Annotated in this window: 26 protein-coding genes and 1 pseudogene; 26 read left to right on the forward strand and 1 reads right to left on the reverse strand. The window is 71.2% G+C overall.

The window, feature by feature from the left end:
- The first annotated feature begins 3 nt into the window (after window positions 1–3).
- From rplX to Q1K26_RS23605, 17 genes are all read left to right on the forward strand, one after another.
- Entirely contained in the window at window positions 4–330 is a 327-nt protein-coding gene (rplX, locus tag Q1K26_RS23525; protein WP_300017127.1) for a 50S ribosomal protein L24, read from the forward strand.
- 17 nt (window positions 331–347) lie between these two features.
- Entirely contained in the window at window positions 348–908 is a 561-nt protein-coding gene (gene rplE / locus Q1K26_RS23530) for a 50S ribosomal protein L5 (protein ID WP_300017348.1), read from the forward strand.
- Between the two features lie 56 nt (window positions 909–964).
- Window positions 965–1,150, forward strand: coding sequence for a type Z 30S ribosomal protein S14 (locus Q1K26_RS23535; protein WP_300017130.1), 186 nt, complete (start codon window positions 965–967; stop codon window positions 1,148–1,150).
- Between the two features lie 76 nt (window positions 1,151–1,226).
- Window positions 1,227–1,625, forward strand: coding sequence for a 30S ribosomal protein S8 (gene rpsH / locus Q1K26_RS23540; RefSeq protein WP_300017132.1), 399 nt, complete (start codon window positions 1,227–1,229; stop codon window positions 1,623–1,625).
- 12 nt (window positions 1,626–1,637) lie between these two features.
- Window positions 1,638–2,177, forward strand: coding sequence for a 50S ribosomal protein L6 (gene rplF, locus Q1K26_RS23545; protein ID WP_300017135.1), 540 nt, complete (start codon window positions 1,638–1,640; stop codon window positions 2,175–2,177).
- Window positions 2,177–2,593 carry a 50S ribosomal protein L18 gene (rplR, locus tag Q1K26_RS23550; protein WP_300017138.1) on the forward strand — a complete coding sequence of 139 codons (417 nt, stop codon included), beginning with the start codon at window positions 2,177–2,179 and terminating at the stop codon, window positions 2,591–2,593. The genes rplF and rplR overlap by 1 nt, the downstream gene beginning before the upstream one ends.
- A 28-nt stretch (window positions 2,594–2,621) precedes the next feature.
- On the forward strand, window positions 2,622–3,287 hold the full coding sequence (gene rpsE, locus Q1K26_RS23555) for a 30S ribosomal protein S5 (RefSeq protein WP_300017141.1): 666 nt from the start codon (window positions 2,622–2,624) through the stop codon (window positions 3,285–3,287).
- Window positions 3,287–3,469, forward strand: a complete 183-nt coding sequence (rpmD, locus tag Q1K26_RS23560; protein ID WP_300017144.1) for a 50S ribosomal protein L30 — start codon at window positions 3,287–3,289, stop codon at window positions 3,467–3,469. Before rpsE ends, rpmD begins: the two co-directional genes overlap by 1 nt.
- Before the next feature lie 3 nt (window positions 3,470–3,472).
- Window positions 3,473–3,928 carry a 50S ribosomal protein L15 gene (gene rplO, locus Q1K26_RS23565; protein WP_300017147.1) on the forward strand — a complete coding sequence of 152 codons (456 nt, stop codon included), beginning with the start codon at window positions 3,473–3,475 and terminating at the stop codon, window positions 3,926–3,928.
- Window positions 3,929–4,075: 147 nt separating this feature from the next.
- Complete coding sequence (gene secY / locus Q1K26_RS23570) at window positions 4,076–5,392, forward strand: preprotein translocase subunit SecY (RefSeq protein WP_300017150.1); 1,317 nt, start codon at window positions 4,076–4,078, stop codon at window positions 5,390–5,392.
- Window positions 5,393–5,448: 56 nt separating this feature from the next.
- Window positions 5,449–5,994, forward strand: coding sequence for an adenylate kinase (locus Q1K26_RS23575; RefSeq protein WP_300017153.1), 546 nt, complete (start codon window positions 5,449–5,451; stop codon window positions 5,992–5,994).
- 13 nt (window positions 5,995–6,007) lie between these two features.
- Window positions 6,008–6,835, forward strand: a complete 828-nt coding sequence (map, locus tag Q1K26_RS23580) for a type I methionyl aminopeptidase (protein ID WP_300017156.1) — start codon at window positions 6,008–6,010, stop codon at window positions 6,833–6,835.
- A gap of 80 nt (window positions 6,836–6,915) precedes the next feature.
- Window positions 6,916–8,016 carry a Re/Si-specific NAD(P)(+) transhydrogenase subunit alpha gene (locus tag Q1K26_RS23585; protein ID WP_300017159.1) on the forward strand — a complete coding sequence of 367 codons (1,101 nt, stop codon included), beginning with the start codon at window positions 6,916–6,918 and terminating at the stop codon, window positions 8,014–8,016.
- A complete protein-coding gene (locus Q1K26_RS23590) occupies window positions 8,013–8,354 on the forward strand; it encodes an NAD(P) transhydrogenase subunit alpha (RefSeq protein ID WP_300017162.1) in 342 nt (113 codons plus the stop codon). Before Q1K26_RS23585 ends, Q1K26_RS23590 begins: the two co-directional genes overlap by 4 nt.
- A complete protein-coding gene (locus tag Q1K26_RS23595; RefSeq protein WP_300017165.1) occupies window positions 8,354–9,736 on the forward strand; it encodes an NAD(P)(+) transhydrogenase (Re/Si-specific) subunit beta in 1,383 nt (460 codons plus the stop codon). The genes Q1K26_RS23590 and Q1K26_RS23595 overlap by 1 nt, the downstream gene beginning before the upstream one ends.
- Window positions 9,737–9,849: 113 nt before the next feature.
- Complete coding sequence (locus Q1K26_RS23600) at window positions 9,850–11,379, forward strand: DUF4139 domain-containing protein (protein WP_300017168.1); 1,530 nt, start codon at window positions 9,850–9,852, stop codon at window positions 11,377–11,379.
- A gap of 95 nt (window positions 11,380–11,474) precedes the next feature.
- Entirely contained in the window at window positions 11,475–12,179 is a 705-nt protein-coding gene (locus tag Q1K26_RS23605; protein ID WP_300017171.1) for a class I SAM-dependent methyltransferase, read from the forward strand.
- Here Q1K26_RS23605 and Q1K26_RS23610 read toward each other — a convergent pair.
- Window positions 12,157–13,455, reverse strand: a complete 1,299-nt coding sequence (locus Q1K26_RS23610; protein ID WP_300017173.1) for an MFS transporter — start codon at window positions 13,453–13,455, stop codon at window positions 12,157–12,159. The genes Q1K26_RS23605 and Q1K26_RS23610 overlap by 23 nt on opposite strands.
- Window positions 13,456–13,696: 241 nt before the next feature.
- On the opposite strand from Q1K26_RS23610, the gene infA reads away from it, so the two are divergent.
- The 9 genes and pseudogenes from infA (at window position 13,697) to Q1K26_RS23655 (ending at window position 19,038) form a co-directional block, all read left to right on the forward strand.
- Window positions 13,697–13,918 (forward strand): translation initiation factor IF-1, encoded by a 222-nt coding sequence (gene infA, locus Q1K26_RS23615; RefSeq protein ID WP_028929190.1) that lies wholly within the window; start codon window positions 13,697–13,699, stop codon window positions 13,916–13,918.
- 25 nt (window positions 13,919–13,943) lie between these two features.
- A complete protein-coding gene (rpmJ, locus tag Q1K26_RS23620) occupies window positions 13,944–14,057 on the forward strand; it encodes a 50S ribosomal protein L36 (RefSeq protein ID WP_214402186.1) in 114 nt (37 codons plus the stop codon).
- A 172-nt stretch (window positions 14,058–14,229) separates the two neighbouring features.
- Window positions 14,230–14,610 (forward strand): 30S ribosomal protein S13, encoded by a 381-nt coding sequence (gene rpsM, locus Q1K26_RS23625; protein ID WP_300017176.1) that lies wholly within the window; start codon window positions 14,230–14,232, stop codon window positions 14,608–14,610.
- On the forward strand, window positions 14,610–15,017 hold the full coding sequence (gene rpsK, locus Q1K26_RS23630) for a 30S ribosomal protein S11 (RefSeq protein ID WP_300017179.1): 408 nt from the start codon (window positions 14,610–14,612) through the stop codon (window positions 15,015–15,017). Before rpsM ends, rpsK begins: the two co-directional genes overlap by 1 nt.
- 15 nt (window positions 15,018–15,032) lie before the next feature.
- Window positions 15,033–15,638, forward strand: a complete 606-nt coding sequence (gene rpsD, locus Q1K26_RS23635; RefSeq protein WP_300017182.1) for a 30S ribosomal protein S4 — start codon at window positions 15,033–15,035, stop codon at window positions 15,636–15,638.
- A 93-nt stretch (window positions 15,639–15,731) separates the two neighbouring features.
- Window positions 15,732–16,775 carry a DNA-directed RNA polymerase subunit alpha gene (locus tag Q1K26_RS23640; protein WP_300017185.1) on the forward strand — a complete coding sequence of 348 codons (1,044 nt, stop codon included), beginning with the start codon at window positions 15,732–15,734 and terminating at the stop codon, window positions 16,773–16,775.
- A 2-nt stretch (window positions 16,776–16,777) separates the two neighbouring features.
- The gene (gene rplQ / locus Q1K26_RS23645) at window positions 16,778–17,569 is read left to right on the forward strand and encodes a 50S ribosomal protein L17 (protein WP_363320528.1); all 792 of its coding nucleotides are present in this window, start codon (window positions 16,778–16,780) and stop codon (window positions 17,567–17,569) included.
- Between the two features lie 137 nt (window positions 17,570–17,706).
- A pseudogene (truA, locus tag Q1K26_RS23650) lies at window positions 17,707–18,498 on the forward strand (tRNA pseudouridine(38-40) synthase TruA); the annotation flags it as partial.
- A gap of 102 nt (window positions 18,499–18,600) precedes the next feature.
- Entirely contained in the window at window positions 18,601–19,038 is a 438-nt protein-coding gene (locus tag Q1K26_RS23655; protein WP_300017351.1) for a nucleoside deaminase, read from the forward strand.
- Window positions 19,039–19,040: the final 2 nt, after the last annotated feature.

Here is a 19,040-nt window from a genome sequence, read left to right on the forward strand (position 1 = left end):
CTCATGAAGATCAAGAAGGGCGACACCGTCGTGGTGATCGCCGGCAAGGACAAGGGCGCGAAGGGCAAGGTCATCCAGGCCTACCCGGAGCGGGCGCGCGTGCTCGTCGAGGGCGTGAACCGGATCAAGAAGCACACCCGGATCAGCCAGAACCAGCGCGGCGCGCAGTCCGGCGGCATCGTCACCCAGGAGGCCGCGATCCACATCTCCAACGTGATGGTCGTCGACTCCGACGGCAAGCCGACCCGGGTGGGCCGCCAGGTCTCCCGCGACGAGGACGGCAAGCGGTCGAGCGTGCGGATCGCCCGGCGCAACGGGAAGGAGCTGTGATGACTACTTCTGGGACGATGACCACCGAGAAGGTCGTGCCGCGCCTCAAGCAGCGCTACCGCGACGAGATCGCGGGCCAGCTGCGCGAGCAGTTCTCCTACGCGAACGTCATGCAGATCCCGGGCGTGGTGAAGGTCGTCGTCAACATGGGTGTCGGCGACGCCGCCCGGGACGCGAAGCTCATCGACGGCGCCGTGCGCGACCTCACGACCATCACCGGTCAGAAGCCGCAGGTCCGTCGGGCGACCAAGTCCATCGCGCAGTTCAAGCTGCGCGAGGGCATGCCGATCGGCGCGAAGGTCACCCTCCGCAACGACCGGATGTGGGAGTTCCTGGACCGGCTGCTCGCCATCGCGCTGCCGCGTATCCGCGACTTCCGTGGCCTCTCGCCGAACCAGTTCGACGGCCGGGGCAACTACACGTTCGGCCTGAACGAGCAGTCGATGTTCCACGAGATCGACCCCGACTCGATCGACCGGCCGCGCGGCATGGACATCACGGTCGTCACCACGGCCACGACCGACGAGGAAGGCCGGGCGCTGCTGCGCAAGCTCGGTTTCCCGTTCAAGGAGGCGTGAGCATGTGTAACTCGCAGGCTCGGCTTCCCGTACCGCATGTCAGGGAGGCGTGAGAGATGGCCAAGAAGGCGCTCCGCATCAAGGCCGCAGCCGTTCCGAAGTTCAAGGTCCGCGGCTACACCCGGTGCCAGAAGTGCGGGCGGCCCCGTGCCGTGCTGCGCAAGTTCGGCCTGTGCCGGATCTGCGTCCGCGACATGGCCCACGCCGGCGAGCTGCCCGGCGTCAGCAAGTCCTCCTGGTAGTACCTGATCGCCGCAGGCCCGGCCCGGATCACCTCGATGCGGGCGGGAACCACGGTGGGAAAGCAGTGGCACACACATGACGATGACCGATCCGATCGCAGACATGCTCACACGTCTGCGCAACGCCAACTCGGCCTACCACGACCGCGTGGTCATGCCGCACTCGAAGCTCAAGGTTGCCATCGCCGAGATCCTCCAGAAGGAGGGTTACATCGCGTCGCACGCGGTGGAGGACGCCGAGGTCGGCAAGTCCCTGGTCATCGAGCTGAAGTACGGGCGCAACCGGGAGCGGAGCATCGCGGGTCTGCGCCGGGTCTCCAAGCCCGGCCTGCGGGTCTACGCGAAGTCGACGAACCTGCCCCGCGTCCTCGGCGGCCTCGGTGTCGCCATCATCTCGACGTCCGCCGGTCTGCAGACCGAGCGGCAAGCACACAAGAACGGCGTGGGCGGGGAAGTCCTCGCCTACGTCTGGTGAGGGGGTAACACCATGTCCCGTATCGGGAAGCTGCCCATCACCGTGCCGTCCGGGGTGGACGTGAACATCGACGGCCGCACGGTGACCGTCAAGGGGCCCAAGGGCATCCTGTCGCACACCGTCATCGAGCCGATCACGGTCGAGCGCGACGACACCGGTGCCGTGGTCGTGAAGCGGCCCGACGAGGAGCGCAAGAGCAAGGCCTACCACGGCCTCTCCCGCACCCTGGTCAACAACCTCTTCGTCGGCGTCACCACCGGCTACGAGAAGAAGCTGGAGATCCACGGCGTCGGCTACCGGGTCGCGCTCAAGGACAACTCGCTGGAGTTCGCGCTCGGGTACAGCCACCCTGTGGTGGTCACCGCGCCCGAGGGCGTCACGTTCGCCGTCGAGAGCCCCACCAGGTTCTCGGTCTCCGGCATCGACAAGCAGCTGGTCGGCGAGACCGCCGCCAACATCCGCAAGCTGCGCAGGCCCGACCCGTACAAGGGCAAGGGCGTGCGCTACGCCGGCGAGGTCATCCGCCGCAAGGTCGGGAAGACGGGTAAGTAATGGCCGAGATCAGCACAGTGCATATTTCTTCGGCTGCCAGGAAGCGGACCGCCTCCCAGGTGTCGGCCAAGCGCCGCACCTCCCGTGCGCGCCGGCACGCCCGGCTGCGCAAGAAGGTCGCCGGCAGCCCCGAGCGACCCCGGCTCGCGGTGAAGCGCAGCTCGCGCCACATCCTCGTGCAGCTCATCGACGACCTCGCGGGCCGCACGCTGGCCTCGGCGTCCACGATGGAGGCCGACGTCCGCGGGCTCGACGGTGACAAGAAGGCCCGCGCGGCCAAGGTCGGCGAGCTGGTGGCCGCCCGGGCCCGCGACGCCGGCGTCACCTCGGTGGTGTTCGACCACGGCGGCTTCGGCTACCACGGCCGGATCGCCGCGCTGGCCGACGCCGCGCGCGAGGGCGGCTTGGAGTTCTGATGGTGAAGACAACGGAAGGAAACCACTGATGCCGGGACGTGCACGGCGCGACGGCGGAGGACCCGGTGGGTCCGGTGGGCCCAACAGCGGGCCCGGTGGCGAGCGCAACAACTCCGGCGGCGGCCGTGACCGCCGTGACGGGGGCGGCCGGGGCGGTGCCCAGGACAAGACCCCTTACATCGAGCGGCTGGTCACGATCAACCGCGTGGCGAAGGTCGTCAAGGGCGGCCGGCGCTTCAGCTTCACCGCGCTGATGATCGTCGGCGACGGCGACGGCCTGGTGGGCGTCGGCTACGGCAAGGCCAAGGAGGTGCCCGCGGCGATCGCCAAGGGTGTCGAGGAGGCGAAGAAGAACTTCTTCCGCGTTCCCCGCATCGGCGGCACGATCGTGCACCGCGTGCAGGGCGAGGCGGCGGCCGGCGTCGTGCTGCTGCGTCCGGCCAGCCCCGGTACCGGTGTCATCGCCGGTGGCCCGGTGCGCGCCGTGCTGGAGTGCGCCGGGATCCACGACATCCTCTCCAAGAGCCTGGGCTCCGACAACGCGATCAACGTCGTGCACGCCACGATCGCCGCGTTGAAGATGATCCAGCGCCCCGAGGAGGTGGCGGCCCGCCGTGGCATGCCGCTCGAGGACGTCGCCCCGGCCCAGATGATGCGCGCGCGTGCGGAAGCCGCGCAGGCGGCGAGGGCCTGATGTCGAAGCTGATCATCACCCAGCGCAAGAGCGTCATCGGCGCCAAGGCCAACCAGCGCGCCACGATGCTGTCGCTGGGTCTGCGCAAGATCCGTCAGACGGTGGAACGGGACGACACCCCGCAGATCCGCGGGATGGTCCACACCGTCCGTCACCTCGTGACCGTCGAGGAGGTGAAGTAGAGCATGAGCGAGTCCACGATCAAGATCCACCACCTGCGCCCGGCGCCGGGGGCCAAGACGGCCAAGACCCGGGTCGGTCGCGGTGAGGGTGGCAAGCGGGGCAAGACCGCCGGCCGCGGCACCAAGGGCACGCGTGCCCGCAAGGGTGTGCCCGACGGCTTCGAGGGCGGGCAGATGCCGCTGCACATGCGGCTGCCCAAGCTGAAGGGGTTCAAGAACCGCTTCCGCGTGGAGTTCCAGGTCGTGAACGTCGGCGACCTCGCGACCCTGTTCCCGAAGGGGGGCGTCGTCGGCCCCGACGAGCTCGTCGCGATCGGCGCCGTCCGGCGCAACCAGCCGGTCAAGGTGCTGGGCAACGGCGACCTCGACGGCGTCACGCTCACCGTGAGCGCGCACGCCTTCTCCGGCAGCGCCCGTGACAAGATCACGGCCGCGGGCGGGACCGTCACCGAGCTGTAGGGCGTCCGCTCGGTGCGGACCGGTGGTAGAGCACCGGTCCGTGCCGTGTGGGCGTCCACGCCGCTGTTAGAGTCGTCCCGCTCGCCTGCGCCGCCGGATCGGCGGGGCCCGATGCGGGAGGGCCACCAGTACAGGAGGGTCACACCAGTGCTCAGCGCTTTCCGGTCGGCACTCACCACGCCGGATCTCCGGAAGAAGATCCTCTTCACGCTCGGGATCGTCGCGGTCTACCGCCTCGGTGCCACCATCCCGTCGCCGGGGGTGTCCTACCCGGCCATCCAGCAGTGCATCGACCAGGCGGCGGGCGGGGCCAACTCCAGCGTCTACTCGCTGATCAACCTGTTCTCCGGTGGCGCGCTCCTGCAGCTGTCGATCTTCGCGCTGGGCATCATGCCCTACATCACGTCGAGCATCATCGTGCAGCTGCTCACCGTGGTCATCCCGCGGTTCGAGCAGCTGAAGAAGGAGGGGCAGTCGGGTCAGGCCAAGCTGACCCAGTACACCCGCTACCTCACGATCGCGCTCGCGGTCCTGCAGGCCACCGGAATCGTGGCGCTGGCCGACCGCGGCCAGCTGTTCCCGGGCTGCCCGCAGGACGTCATCCCCGGCAGCAACATCTTCGACCTCTCCCTCATCGTCGTCGTCATGACGGCGGGCACGGCCATGATCATGTGGCTGGGCGAGCAGGTCACCGAGCGCGGCGTCGGCAACGGCATGTCCCTGCTGATCTTCGCCTCGATCGCGGCCCGGATCCCGGCCGAGGGCGCCAACATCCTGAACAACCCCGAGGGCGGGCCGCTGATCTTCGCGGGCGTCTGCTTCTTCGGGCTCGCCATCATCGCGAGCGTCGTGTTCGTGGAGCAGGGGCAGCGCCGCATCCCGGTGCAGTACGCCAAGCGGATGGTCGGCCGTCGCATGTACGGCGGCACGTCGACCTACCTGCCGTTGAAGGTCAACCAGGCGGGCGTCATCCCGGTCATCTTCGGGTCGTCGCTGCTGTACCTGCCCGACCTGATCTCCCGGCTCGCCGGCACGGAATCGGGCTGGTTCCAGCAGTTCGTGCAGACCTACCTGGTCGACCAGTCCAACCCGGTGCACATCCTGCTGTACATGGCGTTGATCATCTTCTTCACGTACTTCTACGTCGGCATCACGTTCAATCCCGACGAGCGGGCCGACGAGATGAAGAAGTTCGGCGGGTTCATCCCCGGCATCCGGCCCGGACGGCCCACGGCGGAGTACCTGAACTACGTGCTCTCCCGCATCACGCTGCCGGGATCGCTGTACCTCGGCATCATCGCCGTGCTGCCCAACTTCTTCCTCGGCATCACCGGCTCGGGGCAGAACCAGAACTTCCCGTTCGGCGGCACCGCGGTGCTGATCATGGTCGGCGTCGGGCTGGACACGGTCAAGCAGATCGAGAGCCAGCTCATGCAGCGCAACTACGAAGGGTTCCTGCGCTAGCGTCCACTGCGGGGCAGCGTTGTCGTGTCACAACAGATCTGGGAAGGCGGGGTCGCGTGCGACTCGTTCTGGTCGGACCGCCGGGCGCGGGCAAGGGCACACAGGCGGAGCGGATGGCCGAGCGCCTCGACGTCCCGCACATCTCCACCGGCGACCTGTTCCGGGCCAATCTCGGCCAGGAGACGCCGCTGGGCGTCGAGGCCAAGAAGTACATGGACGCAGGTGAGTTGGTCCCCGACGAGGTGACGGTGGGGATGGTGCGTGAGCGTCTCGCCGAGCCCGACGCCGTCAAGGGCTTCATCCTCGACGGCTTCCCCCGCACCGCCCCGCAGGCGGAGGCCCTCACGGGCATCCTCACCGACCAGGGCCGCGAGCTGGACGCGGTCGTCGAGTTCGCGGTCGCCGACGAGGTGGTCGTGCAGCGGCTGCTCGGGCGCGGGCGCAGCGACGACACCGAGGACGTGATCCGTCGCCGCCAGCAGGTCTACCGCGACGACACGGCCCCGCTACTCGAGTTCTACGCCGACCGCATCGTCAGCGTAGACGCCGTGGGGTCGGTCGAGGAGATCACGGCCCGGGTGTTCGACGCCCTGGGTCGCTGAGCAGGGATCCGACGTGACACGGGTGAGGAGCGGGGTCCGCGGGCTGGTCGCCCGGCTGCGGGGCCGCGACATCGAGCTGAAGACGCCCGGCGAGCTGGAGGCGATGCGCGCCGCCGGTGCGCTGGTCGCGGCGACGCTGGCGGCGGTAACCGAGCTGGCGAAACCGGGCGTGAGCACCGGCGAGCTCGACGCCCTCGCGGAGCAGACCATCCGCGACGCCGGCGCCGTCCCCTCGTTCCTCGGCTACCACGGCTTCCCGGCGTCGATCTGCTCGTCGGTCAACGAGCAGATCGTGCACGGCATACCCGCGCCGTCGGTGGTGCTGCGGGACGGGGACCTCGTGTCCGTGGACTGCGGGGCGATCCTGGAGGGCTGGCACGGCGACGCGGCCGTCACGATCCCGATCGGGGCCGTGAGCGAGGCCGACCGCAAGCTGTCCGCGGCCTGCGAGGCGGCCCTGCACGCCGGGATCGCCGCGGTGCTGCCCGGAGGCCGGCTCTCCGACGTGTCGCACGCCGTGCAGTCGGCCTGTGAAGCGGCGGGGACCCGCGACGGCGTCGAGTACGGGATCGTCGCGGAGTACGGCGGGCACGGCATCGGCACCGAGATGCACATGGACCCGTTCCTGCCCAACCACGGCGCGCCCGGCCAGGGCCCGCGGCTGCGGCCGGGCATGGCGCTCGCGGTGGAGCCGATGCTGACCGGGGGCGACCCGGAGACGCTGGAGCTGGCCGACGGCTGGACGGTCGTCACCGCCGACGGGAGCCGGGCGGTGCACTGGGAGCACAGCGTGGCCGTCACCGAGGACGGGCCGCGGATCCTCACGCTCCCGGCACGCTGAATCGGTTGAGCCCGGGGTCGTTACCCGACACTGATCACACGGTGGGTCCGGGTGTCGGGGGGCTGGACTAGGTTCCTGCCATGACTTCAGCAACCGGGGGCACCACCGTGGGTGTGCCCCGCGAGTCCGGGGCGGGGGAGCGCCGGGTCGCGCTGGTCCCCAAGGTCGTCGAGAAGCTCTCCACGCGCGGGGTGAAGGTCGTGGTGGAGTCCGGGGCCGGGCTCGGTGCCCTGATCCCGGACGAGCTCTACACGGCGGCCGGGGCCACGATCGGCGACCCGTGGTCGGCCGACGTCGTCGCGAAGGTGGCGCCGCCGACGGCCGAGGAGATCGGGAAGCTCCGGTCGGGCAGCACGCTCATCGGGTTCCTCGCCCCGCGCACCTCGCCCGAGACCGTCGCCGAGCTGCGCTCAGCGGGTGTGCAGGCGTTCGCGATGGAGGCGATCCCGCGGATCTCGCGCGCGCAGTCGATGGACGCGCTGTCGTCGCAGGGCAACGTGGCCGGCTACAAGGCGGTGCTGCTGGCGGCCGAGCGCTCCACCCGCTTCTTCCCGATGCTCACCACGGCGGCCGGCACCGTGAAGCCGGCCCAGGCGCTGATCCTGGGCGTCGGCGTCGCGGGCCTGCAGGCGCTGGCCACCGCCAAGCGGCTCGGGGCCCGCACCACCGGGTACGACGTGCGACCCGAGGTGGCCGACCAGGTGCGCTCGCTGGGCGCACAGTGGCTCGACCTCGGCATCGAGGCGGTCGGCGAGGGCGGATACGCCCGCGAGCTCACCGAGTCCGAGCGCGCCGAACAGCAGAAGCGGTTGGAGGAGGCGATCACGGGGTTCGACATCGTGATCACCACGGCCAACGTCCCCGGGCGCAGGGCGCCCACGCTGGTCACGGCGAGAGCGGTGGAGGGGATGCGCCCGGGCAGCGTCGTCGTCGACCTCGCCGGGGAGAGCGGCGGCAACTGCGAGCTCACCGAACCCGGCGAGGTGATCGTCCGCCACGACGTCACGATCGCGTCGCCGCTGAACCTGCCGGCCACCATGCCCGAGCACGCGTCGGAGCTGTACTCGCGCAACGTCTCGGCGCTGCTGGAGCTGATGCTCGACTCCGACGGGGCGCTGGCCCCCGACTTCGACGACGAGGTGCTCGCGCAGTCCTGCGTCACCCGGGAGGAGAGCTCATGAACGGCGCGGCACTGGCCGCGGAGGCGGCGGAGGCAGGGTCGAACGGGCTGCTCGCGAACCTGGCGATCCTGGCGCTGGCCGGGTTCGTCGGTTTCGCGGTCATCTCGAAGGTGCCCAACACGCTGCACACGCCGCTGATGTCGGGCACCAACGCCATCCACGGGATCGTCCTGCTGGGCGGGTTGATCGTGCTCGGCGGCCTGGAGAACCCGTCGATCGGGGACCAGATCATCCTGGTCGTCGCCATCGCGTTCGGCATGATCAACGTGGTCGGCGGCTTCCTGGTGACCGACCGGATGCTGGGCATGTTCAAGCAGCGGAAGGACACCGACTCCTGATGGACGCGCTCGTCTACGGCCTCTACATCCTCGCGTTCGGCCTGTTCATCTACGGCCTGATGGGTCTGACCGGACCGAAGACGGCGGTGCGCGGCAACAAGATCGCCGCGGTCGGCATGGCGATCGCCGTCGGTGCCACGCTGCTGCTGGTGCAGCACAACTGGGTGCTGATCATCGTGGGCCTGGTGGTCGGCACCGTGCTCGGGGTGCCGTCGGCGCAGCGGGTGCAGATGACCGCGATCCCGCAGATGGTGGCGCTGTTCAACGGCGTCGGCGGTGGCGCGGTGGCGCTGATCGCGTGGTCGGAGTTCCGCACCACCGGGTCGTTCTCCGGGGAACCCACCTACGTCATCGTGGCCTCGCTGTTCGCGGCCATCATCGGCTCCGTGTCGTTCTGGGGCTCGATCATCGCCTTCGGCAAGCTCCAGGAGATCCTGCCGGGGCGGCCGATCGGGCTGGGCCGGGCGCAGCAGCCGGTCAACGTGCTGCTGCTGGTGGGCGCCGTGGCGTGCGCCGTCGTCGCCGGGCTGGGCGGGGCCGCCGAGATCTGGATCATCGGGGTGCTCGTCGTCGCGGCCGTGCTCGGCGTGCTCGTGGTGCTGCCGATCGGCGGAGCCGACATGCCCGTCGTCATCTCGCTGCTCAACGCGCTCACCGGGCTCTCCGCTGCGGCCGCGGGCCTCGCGCTCGACAACACGGCGATGATCGTCGGGGGCATGATCGTCGGCGCGTCCGGTTCGATCCTGACCAACCAGATGGCCGTGGCGATGAACCGCACCATCCCGGCCATCGTCGCCGGAGGGTTCGGGGGCACGGCCACGCTGCCCGGCACCGACGACGGGGTGGAGCGCGTCGTCAAGTCGACGTCGGCGGCCGACGCGGCGATCCAGATGGCCTACGCGTCGTCGGTGATCGTGGTGCCGGGCTACGGCCTGGCCGTCGCGCAGGCCCAGCACGCGGTGAAGGACATGGCGAAGCTGCTGGAGTCCAAGGGCGTGGAGGTCAAGTACGCGATCCACCCGGTGGCCGGACGCATGCCCGGGCACATGAACGTCCTGCTCGCCGAGGCCGACGTCGCCTACGACGCGCTCAAGGAGATGGACGACATCAACGACGAGTTCTCGCGCACCGACGTCACGCTCGTGATCGGGGCCAACGACGTCACCAACCCGGCGGCGCGCTCGGACTCGTCGAGCCCGATCTACGGCATGCCGATCCTCAACGTCGACGAGAGCCACTCGGTGATCGTGCTCAAGCGGTCGATGAGCAGCGGGTTCGCCGGGATCGAGAACCCGCTGTTCTACGCCGACAACACCGCGATGCTCTTCGGCGACGCGAAGAAGTCGGTCACGGAGGTCACCGAGGAGCTCAAGGCGCTGTAGCGGGTGGTCCGGCCGCGGTTTCCCGCAGCGCAGCTCCCATCGCGGCGCCAGGGCGTCGAACTCCCGCTGCGGCGCGAGAACCAGGCTGCGCGGGTGCCGCGCTACGGTGCGGCATGGATTTGCAGGCGCCGGTCGCCGCTGTCACCGTGCATCCGCAGTGGGCCAGGGTGACCCGGCGCGGGCGGATCGCAGTGCCTGCCGGTCGCTCGGAGGTCGTGGTGCCCGAGCTCACCCACGCGCTGCTGCCGGACTCGATGCGCGTCACGGCGGGTGGTGCGCGGGTGATCGGGGTCGACGTGGTCCGCCGCGAACTCGCCGAGCTTCCCGGCGGCCGGGTGCAGGCCGCAGAGATCGCGGTGCGGGACGCCGAGCGGTCGCTCGCCGCGGTCGACGGCGCCGACGCAGGCGAGGCGGCGCGCGAGGAGCTGCTGCGCAGGCTCGCGCTGCGCAGCGGCGACCGGCTCGCCGCGGCGCTGGCCGACGGGTCCGCCGAGCCCGCCCGGGCCGGCGAGATCGGTGCGGCCGTGGCGGCCCAGATCGCCGCGGTCGCGGCCACCCGCCGCGCGCACGCCGAGTCCCGCGTCGACGCCGAGCACGTGCTCGCCACCGCCCGCGCCGAGCTGGACCGGCTGCAGGGGGCGGGCCGCACCCGCCGCGAGGCGGTCGTGGGCATCGAGGCCGACGTCGCAGGCGAGGTCGAGGTCGAGCTGACCTACGTCGCGGACGGCGCGGGCTGGACCTCGGCCTACGACGCCCGCCTCGACGACGGCGGCCGCGTCACGCTCACCTGGATCGGGATGGTCACGCAGCAGACCGGGGAGGACTGGCCCGCCTGCGAGCTGACCCTGTCGACGGCGCGGCCCGCGGTCGCGGCGACGCTGCCCGAGCTGGAACCGTGGTGGATCGACCTCGCCCGGCCCGCGCCGCGGGCGGAGATGGCCTTCGCCGCGGCCGGTCCACCCCCGTCGCCCGCCGCTGCGCCTCGCCGCGCCGTGGCGCACGCCGTGGAGGCCGAACCGGAGGAGGGGCTGGTGGCCGGCAGTTGGCGGCTCGCCCGACCCACGGCCGTCGCGGCCGACGGCACGCCGCACCGCACGACGGTCACGACGGTCGAGGCCGGGTCCCGGCTCGACCACCTCACCGCGCCGGTGCTCGGGCCCGACGTGCACCTGCGGGCCACCGTCGTCAACACCAGCGGGCACGTGCTCCCCGCCGGACCGGTCTCGACGTTCCTGTCCGGCGCCTACGTGGGCACCACGAGCCTGGAGACCACCGCGCCGGGCGGCGAGATCGAGCTCGCGCTGGGCGTCGACGACCGGGTGGTGGTCGAGCGCGAGCTGGAGTCACGCACCGCACACAGGATTCGGTTCGGCTCGCAGCGCGGGGCGACGCAGCGCTGGCGCACCACGGTCACCAACCGCCGCGCAGGTGAGGCCCGGGTGGTGGTGCGTGACCGGCTGCCGGTCTCCCGGGCCGCGGAGGTGAAGGTCGTCGACATCGAGCTGGTGCCCGAGCCCGCCGAGCGCGACGAGCTGGGTCGGTGCGAGTGGGTGGCCCGGGTCCCGGCGGGTGGCACCTGGGAGGTGTCCGTCCGGTTCGGGGTGGAGCACCCCAAGGACAGCCGGGTCACCGGCTACCGGTGAGCCCGCGGCGCCACCGTGGTCGTCGCCGGCGTCGTCGACCGAACTGCCGCCCGGCCCCGCCGGGGGTGGCGGCGGACCGCCGGTACCGTGCGGCGGTGGCCGACGTGATCGATCTGGACTACGTGTCGACGCTGTACCGTACCCACGCCACGGACCTCGGCCGGCTGATCGAGCAGCAGCGGCGGTTCCGGGCGGCCACTGCGGCGATGACCCCGCAGCTCGACGACATCGAGGCGGAGATCACCTACCTGCTGCTGCGCGACACGCGCCCGGAGCGGGTGATGGAGCTGGGCACCTTCCACGGCTGGTCCACCACCTGGATCCTCAGTGCGCTGCGCGACAGCGGATCCGGGCACCTGCACTCGTTCGACCGGATCGACAACGTCGTCCGGAACGTGCCGGACGGGCTGGCCGACGGGCGGTGGACGTTCGTCCACGGCGATGTGCGGGAGCGCCTGGCGGACGTCCCGCGCGACGCGGACTACCTGTTCGTCGACGCCGCCCACACCGCGTCGTTCGCGCGCTGGTACCTCGCCGAGCTGCTCCCGCTCGTCGCCGCCGGGGCCCCGGTGAGCGTGCACGACGTGCACCACGGGCGGCGGGTGCTGCCCCTCACCGAGGGCGCGGTCCTGATGGGCTGGATGCGGGAGCGCGGAGTCACCGGGTTCACGGCGTCGCGCCGGCGGGCCCCCGCGGCGTTCGCGCAGCTCGTGGCGCTGCGCGAGGAGCTCGGCCTGCACGGGGCGCGCGGCACGACGCGCAACCCGATGCTGTGGTTCACGATGCCGGGCTCGCGCTGACCGGCGCGTCCAGCGGGTGCGCGATCTCGTCGCGGTACAGCCGCCAGCCGAGGATCGCGGCGATCGCCAGGAACACCGGGATCGCCCCGGCCAGCACGAACGTGATCGGCAGGCCCAGGGCGTCGCCGACCGGGCCCGCCAGCGCCATCGACACCGGCATGAGGGCGAGCGAGACGAAGAAGTCCAGGCTCGACACCCGCCCCAGCAGGTGCGGTGGCACCCGCCGCTGCAGCAGCGTGCCCCAGATGACCATCGCCATCGCGCCCGTGACGCCGACGACCAGCGCGGCCGCGCCCATCAGCCACAGCTGGTCGGTCAGCCCCATCAGGGCCAGCGGCGCGGATCCGGCGCCCCACAGCAGCAGCATCCACGTCAGGTAGCGGCGGGGTAGCCGTCCCGCCGACGCGATGATCGAACCGATGACGGCGCCGACGCCGTAGGAGGCGAGCACGAAGGCGTACCCGGACGGTCCCGACCCGGTCTGGTCGCGCACCGCGAACGGGATCAGCACCTCGATCGGGCCGAGGATGACCAGCACGAGCAGGGACGCGAAGGCCAGCGTGGCGAACAGCCAGCCCGTGCGCACGAAGTAGGCGAAGCCCTCGCGCAGGTCGCCGAGCACCGAGCCGGGCCCGTCACCGGTGGGGGAGGTGGGCGCGAGTTGCATCGTCAGCAGCGGGAGCAGGGCCAGGACGTAGGCCAGCGCCGCACCGAGCAGCGCCGCCCCCGGTGCGAAGGCGCCGACGAGCAGCCCGGCCAACGCCGGGCCCAGCGCCTGCTGCGCGACGGGCCGGAGCATCCCCTCCACGCCGTTGGCCGCCAGCAGCTCGTCGGCGGGCAGCATCGTCGGCAGCGCGGCGGAGTAGGCGGGGAAGAAGAACGCCTCGGCGGCGCCGACCACGAAGGCGATCACGGCCAGGTGCCACAGCTGCATCGACCCGGCGAGCGCCAGGCCGGTCGCGAGGCCGGCCGAGGCGATCCGCACGACCTCGACCGAGATCAGGACCCGCCGTCGGGGGAGGCGATCGGCGGCGACACCCCCACCGAGCACGCTGAGCACCAGCCCGAGGCTCGCCGCCGCCGCCACGAGCGAGAGCTCCGACGGCCCGCCGCCCAACGCGATCACCTGGTACACGATCGCGACCAGCCACAGGCCGCTCGCGAACAGCGAGAAGCCCATCGACACGGCGAGCAGCCGGTAGTCGCGGTGCCGGAACGGGCGCAGCGGCCGGGGCAGGGTCCGCGGGGTGGCGACTCCGGGCCGCTCGACGCTCACGGGGCAAGCACAACACCTCCCCCAGGGTTCGGGTCAAGCGAGAATCCCCGGGCCAGTACCCCATGTGCTGCCGCGTGCGCAACAGTCGTACACTGGTGTTTCGGCGCGCCCTGCGCGTCCCGGATCATGTTCCAGCCGTCGCGCCTGAGAGGGCCTCGCGGTCCCGGGTCGACGGCGTGCCTGCACGGCACCACCAGCACGGAGTTCAGAGTACGCACACCTGTCACGGATCGCGGAGGACATGGCCAAGAAGGACGGGGCGATCGAGGTCGAGGGCCGGGTCGTCGAACCCCTGCCGAACGCGATGTTCCGCGTGGAGCTGGAGAACGGTCACCGGGTCCTCGCGCACATCAGCGGAAAGATGCGGCAGCACTACATCCGGATCCTCCCCGAGGACCGGGTGGTCGTGGAGCTCTCTCCCTACGACCTCACCCGAGGCCGCATCGTCTACCGCTACAAGTGAACCGACACCACAGAGGACGACGGACGTGAAGGTCCAGCCGAGCGTCAAGAAGATCTGCGACAAGTGCAGGGTGATCCGCCGTCACGGGCGGGTCATGGTGATCTGCGAGAACCTGCGCCACAAGCAGCGCCAGGGCTGATCACCCGCAGTTCTTCCGCACGACGCAGCACCAGCACAACAGAAGGCCTGACGCACCTACCGCGCCACACGGGCGCAAGCACCCCCGGAACCAGGCCGGGGCCCGGGATCCGCGGATCCCGGGACGGTCGTCGGGCAGACCTGGCCACCAGTTCAGAGGAGAACCCCGCCGCATGGCACGACTTGCCGGCGTCGACCTTCCCCGCGACAAGCGGATGGAGATCGCGCTCACCTACATCTTCGGGATCGGTCGCACCCGTTCCCTGGAGATCCTCACCGCCACCGGGATCGACCGGGACCTGCGGTCCAAGGATCTGAGCGACGAGGACGTCGCCACCCTCCGCCAGTACATCGAGGACAACCTGCGCGTCGAGGGCGACCTGCGCCGCGAGGTGCAGGCCGACATCCGTCGCAAGATCGAGATCGGCTGCTACCAGGGGATCCGGCACCGCCGTGGCCTTCCGGTGCGCGGCCAGCGCACCAAGACCAACGCCCGCGGCCGCAAGGGACCGAAGAAGACGGTCGCCGGCAAGAAGAAGGCAGGTAAGAAGTAATGCCGCCCCGCACACGAGCGCAGGCCGGAGCCAAGAAGGTCCGCCGCAAGGAGAAGAAGAACGTCGCTCATGGGCACGCCCACATCAAGAGCACGTTCAACAACACCATCGTGACGATCACGGACCCCACCGGTGCCGTGATCGCCTGGGCCTCCGCGGGCCACGTCGGGTTCAAGGGCTCCAAGAAGTCCACGCCCTACGCCGCGCAGATGGCCGCCGAGAACTGCGCCCGCAAGGCCGCCGAGCACGGCATGAAGAAGGTCGACGTGTTCGTGAAGGGTCCCGGCTCCGGTCGCGAGACGGCGATCCGTTCACTGCAGGCCGCCGGCATGGAGGTCGGCACGATCTCCGACGTGACCCCGCAGCCGCACAACGGCTGCCGCCCGCCCAAGCGGCGCCGGGTCTAGGGGGAGAGGTAAGAGATGGCTCGCTACACCGGACCCATGACGCGCAAGTCGCGTCGTCTCAAGGTCGACCTCGTCGGCGGCGACCAGGCTTTCGAGCGTCGCCCCTACCCGCCCGGCCAGCACGGCCGGATCCGGATCAAGGAGACCGAGTACCTCCTGCAGATGCAGGAGAAGCAGAAGGCCCGATTCGCGTACGGCGTGCTGGAGAAGCAGTTCCGCCGCTACTACGAGGAGGCCAACCGTCGTGCCGGCAAGACCGGTGACAACCTGCTGCAGATCCTCGAGACCCGCCTCGACAACGTCGTGTACCGCGCGGGCCTCGCCCGGACGCGCCGCATGGCGCGCCAGCTGGTCAACCACGGCCACTTCCTCGTCAACGGCGAGAAGGTGGACATCCCCAGCTTCCGGGTGTCGCCCTACGACATCATCGACGTCAAGCCGAAGTCGATCAACACCGATCCCTTCATCATCGCCAAGGAACTGGTGGGCGACCGCCCGATCCCCGGCTGGCTGCAGGTCGTCCCCTCGACCCTGCGCATCCTGGTCCACCAGCTGCCCGAGCGTGCGCAGATCGACACGCAGGTCACCGAGCAGCTGATCGTCGAGCTCTACTCCAAGTAGTAGCGCCCGACACCCCGGCCGCCGCAGGGAGGCGGCCGGGGCTCACTGCGGCATCAAATAGCGGTTGCCGCAGGCCTGAAGGAGGCCCATCCCATGCTGATCTCTCAGCGCCCCACCCTGGCCGAGGACTCGGTCGTCGACACCCGCTCCCGGTTCGTCATCGAGCCGCTGGAGCCCGGTTTCGGCTACACGCTGGGCAACTCGCTCCGGCGCACGCTGCTGTCGTCCATCCCGGGCGCGGCGGTCACCAGCATCCGCATCGACGGCGTTCTGCACGAGTTCACCACCGTCCCGGGGGTGAAGGAGGACGTCACCGACATCATCCTGAACCTCAAGGAGCTGGTCGTGTCCTCCGAGGAGGACGAGCCGGTCACGATGTACCTGCGCAAGCAGGGCCCCGGCCCGGTCACCGCCGGTGACATCGTCCCGCCCGCGGGCGTCACCGTGCACAACCCGGACCTGCACATCGCCACGCTCAACGACAAGGGCCGCCTCGAGGTGGAGCTCGTCGTCGAGCGGGGCCGCGGGTACGTCCCCGCCATGCAGAACAAGGCCACCGGCGCCGAGATCGGCCGCATCCCGGTCGACTCGATCTACTCGCCGGTCCTCAAGGTGACCTACAAGGTCGAGGCCACCCGCGTCGAGCAGCGCACCGACTTCGACAAGCTCGTGCTCGACGTCGAGACCAAGCCCTCGATCTCCCCCCGCGACGCGCTGGCCTCGGCCGGCAAGACGCTCGTCGAGCTGTTCGGGCTCGCCCGCGAGCTCAACGTGGACGCCGAGGGCATCGAGATCGGCCCGTCGCCGCAGGAGGCCGACACCATCGCGGCCTTCGCGATGCCGATCGAGGAGCTCGACCTCACGGTCCGCTCCTACAACTGCCTCAAGCGCGAGGGCATCCACACCGTGGGTGAGCTGGTCGGCCGGTCCGAGGCCGACCTGCTCGACATCCGCAACTTCGGCGCGAAGTCGATCGACGAGGTCAAGATGAAGCTCGTCGGCCTCGGCCTCGCGCTGAAGGACAGCCCGCCCGGATTCGACCCGTCGGCCGCGGCCGCCGAGTACGGCTCCGACGGGTTCGACCCCGACACCTTCGGGGACGACGGCCAGGACTACGCAGAAACGGAGCAGCTGTAGCGATGCCTCAGCCCACCAAGGGGGCCCGCCTCGGCGGCTCGCCCGCGCACCAGCGGCACATTCTGGCGAACCTGGCCACCTCGCTGTTCGAGCACGGCCGGATCAGCACCACGGAGGCCAAGGCGCGCAAGCTGCGCCCCTACGCCGAGCGGCTGATCACCAAGGCCAAGGTCGGCGACCTGCACAACCGTCGCGAGATCCAGAAGGTCATCCGCGACAAGACGGTCGTGCACCGGCTGCTCGCCGAGATCGGCCCGTTCTTCGCCGACCGCCAGGGCGGCTACACGCGGATCACCAAGACGCTGCCGCGCAAGGGGGACAACGCCCCCATGGCCGTGATCGAGCTGGTCTCGCAGAAGACGGTCACCGACGAGGCGAACCGCGCCCGCCGGGCGGCCTCCTCGCAGGCCGCGGCGTCCGCTCCGGCCGCGGAGACGGACGCTCCGGCGGCAGAGGCCGCCGAGGAGGCTTCGGAGAAGGCGCTCGACGCCGCCGCCGAGGCTCCTGAGGGCAGCGAGACGCAGGAGAAGGCGCTCGAGGCGGCCGCGGCCGCCGAGGAGGCCGCGGAATCGGCCGACGCGCCCTACGGCGAGGGCAGCCACGCCCCGCTGGACGACCCGCAGGAGGCGCCGGAGGGCTTCGAGGTCAAGGGCAACGCCGACTCGATGCTCTACCACGTCCCCGGCTCGTCGTTCTACGACCGCACGGTGGCCGAGGTCTGGTTCGCGAGCGCGGAGGCCGCCGAGGCCGCCGGGTTCTCGCTGCCGGCCTCGCAGCAGCAGGACGAGTCCTGACCGACCCGCTCCACACCGCCGAGCCCGCCGTCCCCCCGGACGGCGGGCTCGACGCCGTTCCGGGCCCCTGCACGGCGCGACTCACACGCACGCAGAGCCCGACTCGCGCGGCCGGAGGCCCCGACTCGCGGAGGTTCCGGCTCGACATCGCCTACGACGGCACCGACTTCGCCGGGTGGGCGGTGCAGCCGGGGCTGCGCACGGTGTGCGGGGTGCTCGTCGACGCGCTCTCGACGGTGCTGCGCGAGCCCGTCGCGCTGACCGTGGCCGGGCGCACCGACGCCGGCGTGCACGCCGCCGGGCAGGTGGCGCACGCCGACCTCCCGGTCGACCTGGACGGCGGGTGGCTGGTGCGGCGGCTGGCCCGGCTGCTCCCGCCCGACGTGCGGGTCCGGGCGGTCACGCCGGTACCCGCCGAGTTCGACGCCCGGTTCTCCGCGTTGCGCCGCCACTACCGCTATCGCGTCGCCACCGCGCCGTACGGGGCCGAGCCGCTGCGGGCCCGCGACACGCTGGCCTGGCCGCACGCCCTCGACGTCGTCGCCGTGAACGCCGCATCGGCGCAGCTGCTCGGGGAGCACGACTTCGCCGCGTACTGCCGGCGCCGCGAGGGCGCCACCACCGTGCGGGCGCTGCAGGAGCTGCACTGGGACGCGGAGGCCGACGGGGTGGTCACCGCGGCCGTCGCCGCCGACGCGTTCTGCCACTCGATGGTCCGCAGCCTGGTCGGCGCCCTGCTCGACGTCGGCCGCGGCCGACGTGGCGTCGACTGGCCCGGCGGTCTGCTGGCGCGGGGCGAGCGGGCGAGCGAGGTCGCGGTGGCGCCGGCCCACGGCCTGAGCCTGGTGGCCGTGGACTACCCCGCGGACGCGCAGCTGGCGGCCCGCGCGTCGACGACGCGCCGGGTCCGGGTACCCCGCGAGAACTGACCCGTTCGCACACAGGTCCCGGTGCCGGCACATGGGGCCGGACCTGTGTGCGGGCCCCGGGAGCTGTGTGCGGGCGGCGCCTAGCATGGCCCGGTGAACGCCATGCTGGACGTCGCGATCGACGAGGCCCGGGCGGGGCTGGCCGAGGGCGGTATCCCGATCGGGGCAGCGCTGTTCTCCGTCGACGGCACGCTGCTCGGGCGGGGCCACAACCGCCGCGTGCAGGACGGGGACCCGTCGATGCACGCCGAGACCGCGGCCTTCCGCAACGCGGGCCGGCAGCGCGACTACCGCAGGACGATCATGGTGACCACGCTGTCGCCGTGCTGGTACTGCTCGGGGCTCGTGCGCCAGTTCGGGATCGGGTCCGTGCTCGTCGGCGAGGCGCGCACGTTCCACGGCGGGCACGACTGGCTCGCCGAGCACGGCGTCGCGGTCACCGTCCTCGACGACGAGCGCTGCGTCGAGCTGATGACGCAGTTCGTCGCGGCGTCCCCGGAGCTGTGGTTCGAGGACATCGGGGAGGTCCCGGCCGGGTAGTT

The sequence above is a fragment of the Pseudonocardia sp. genome (assembly GCF_029263155.1).
Lineage (GTDB): Bacteria > Actinomycetota > Actinomycetes > Mycobacteriales > Pseudonocardiaceae > Pseudonocardia.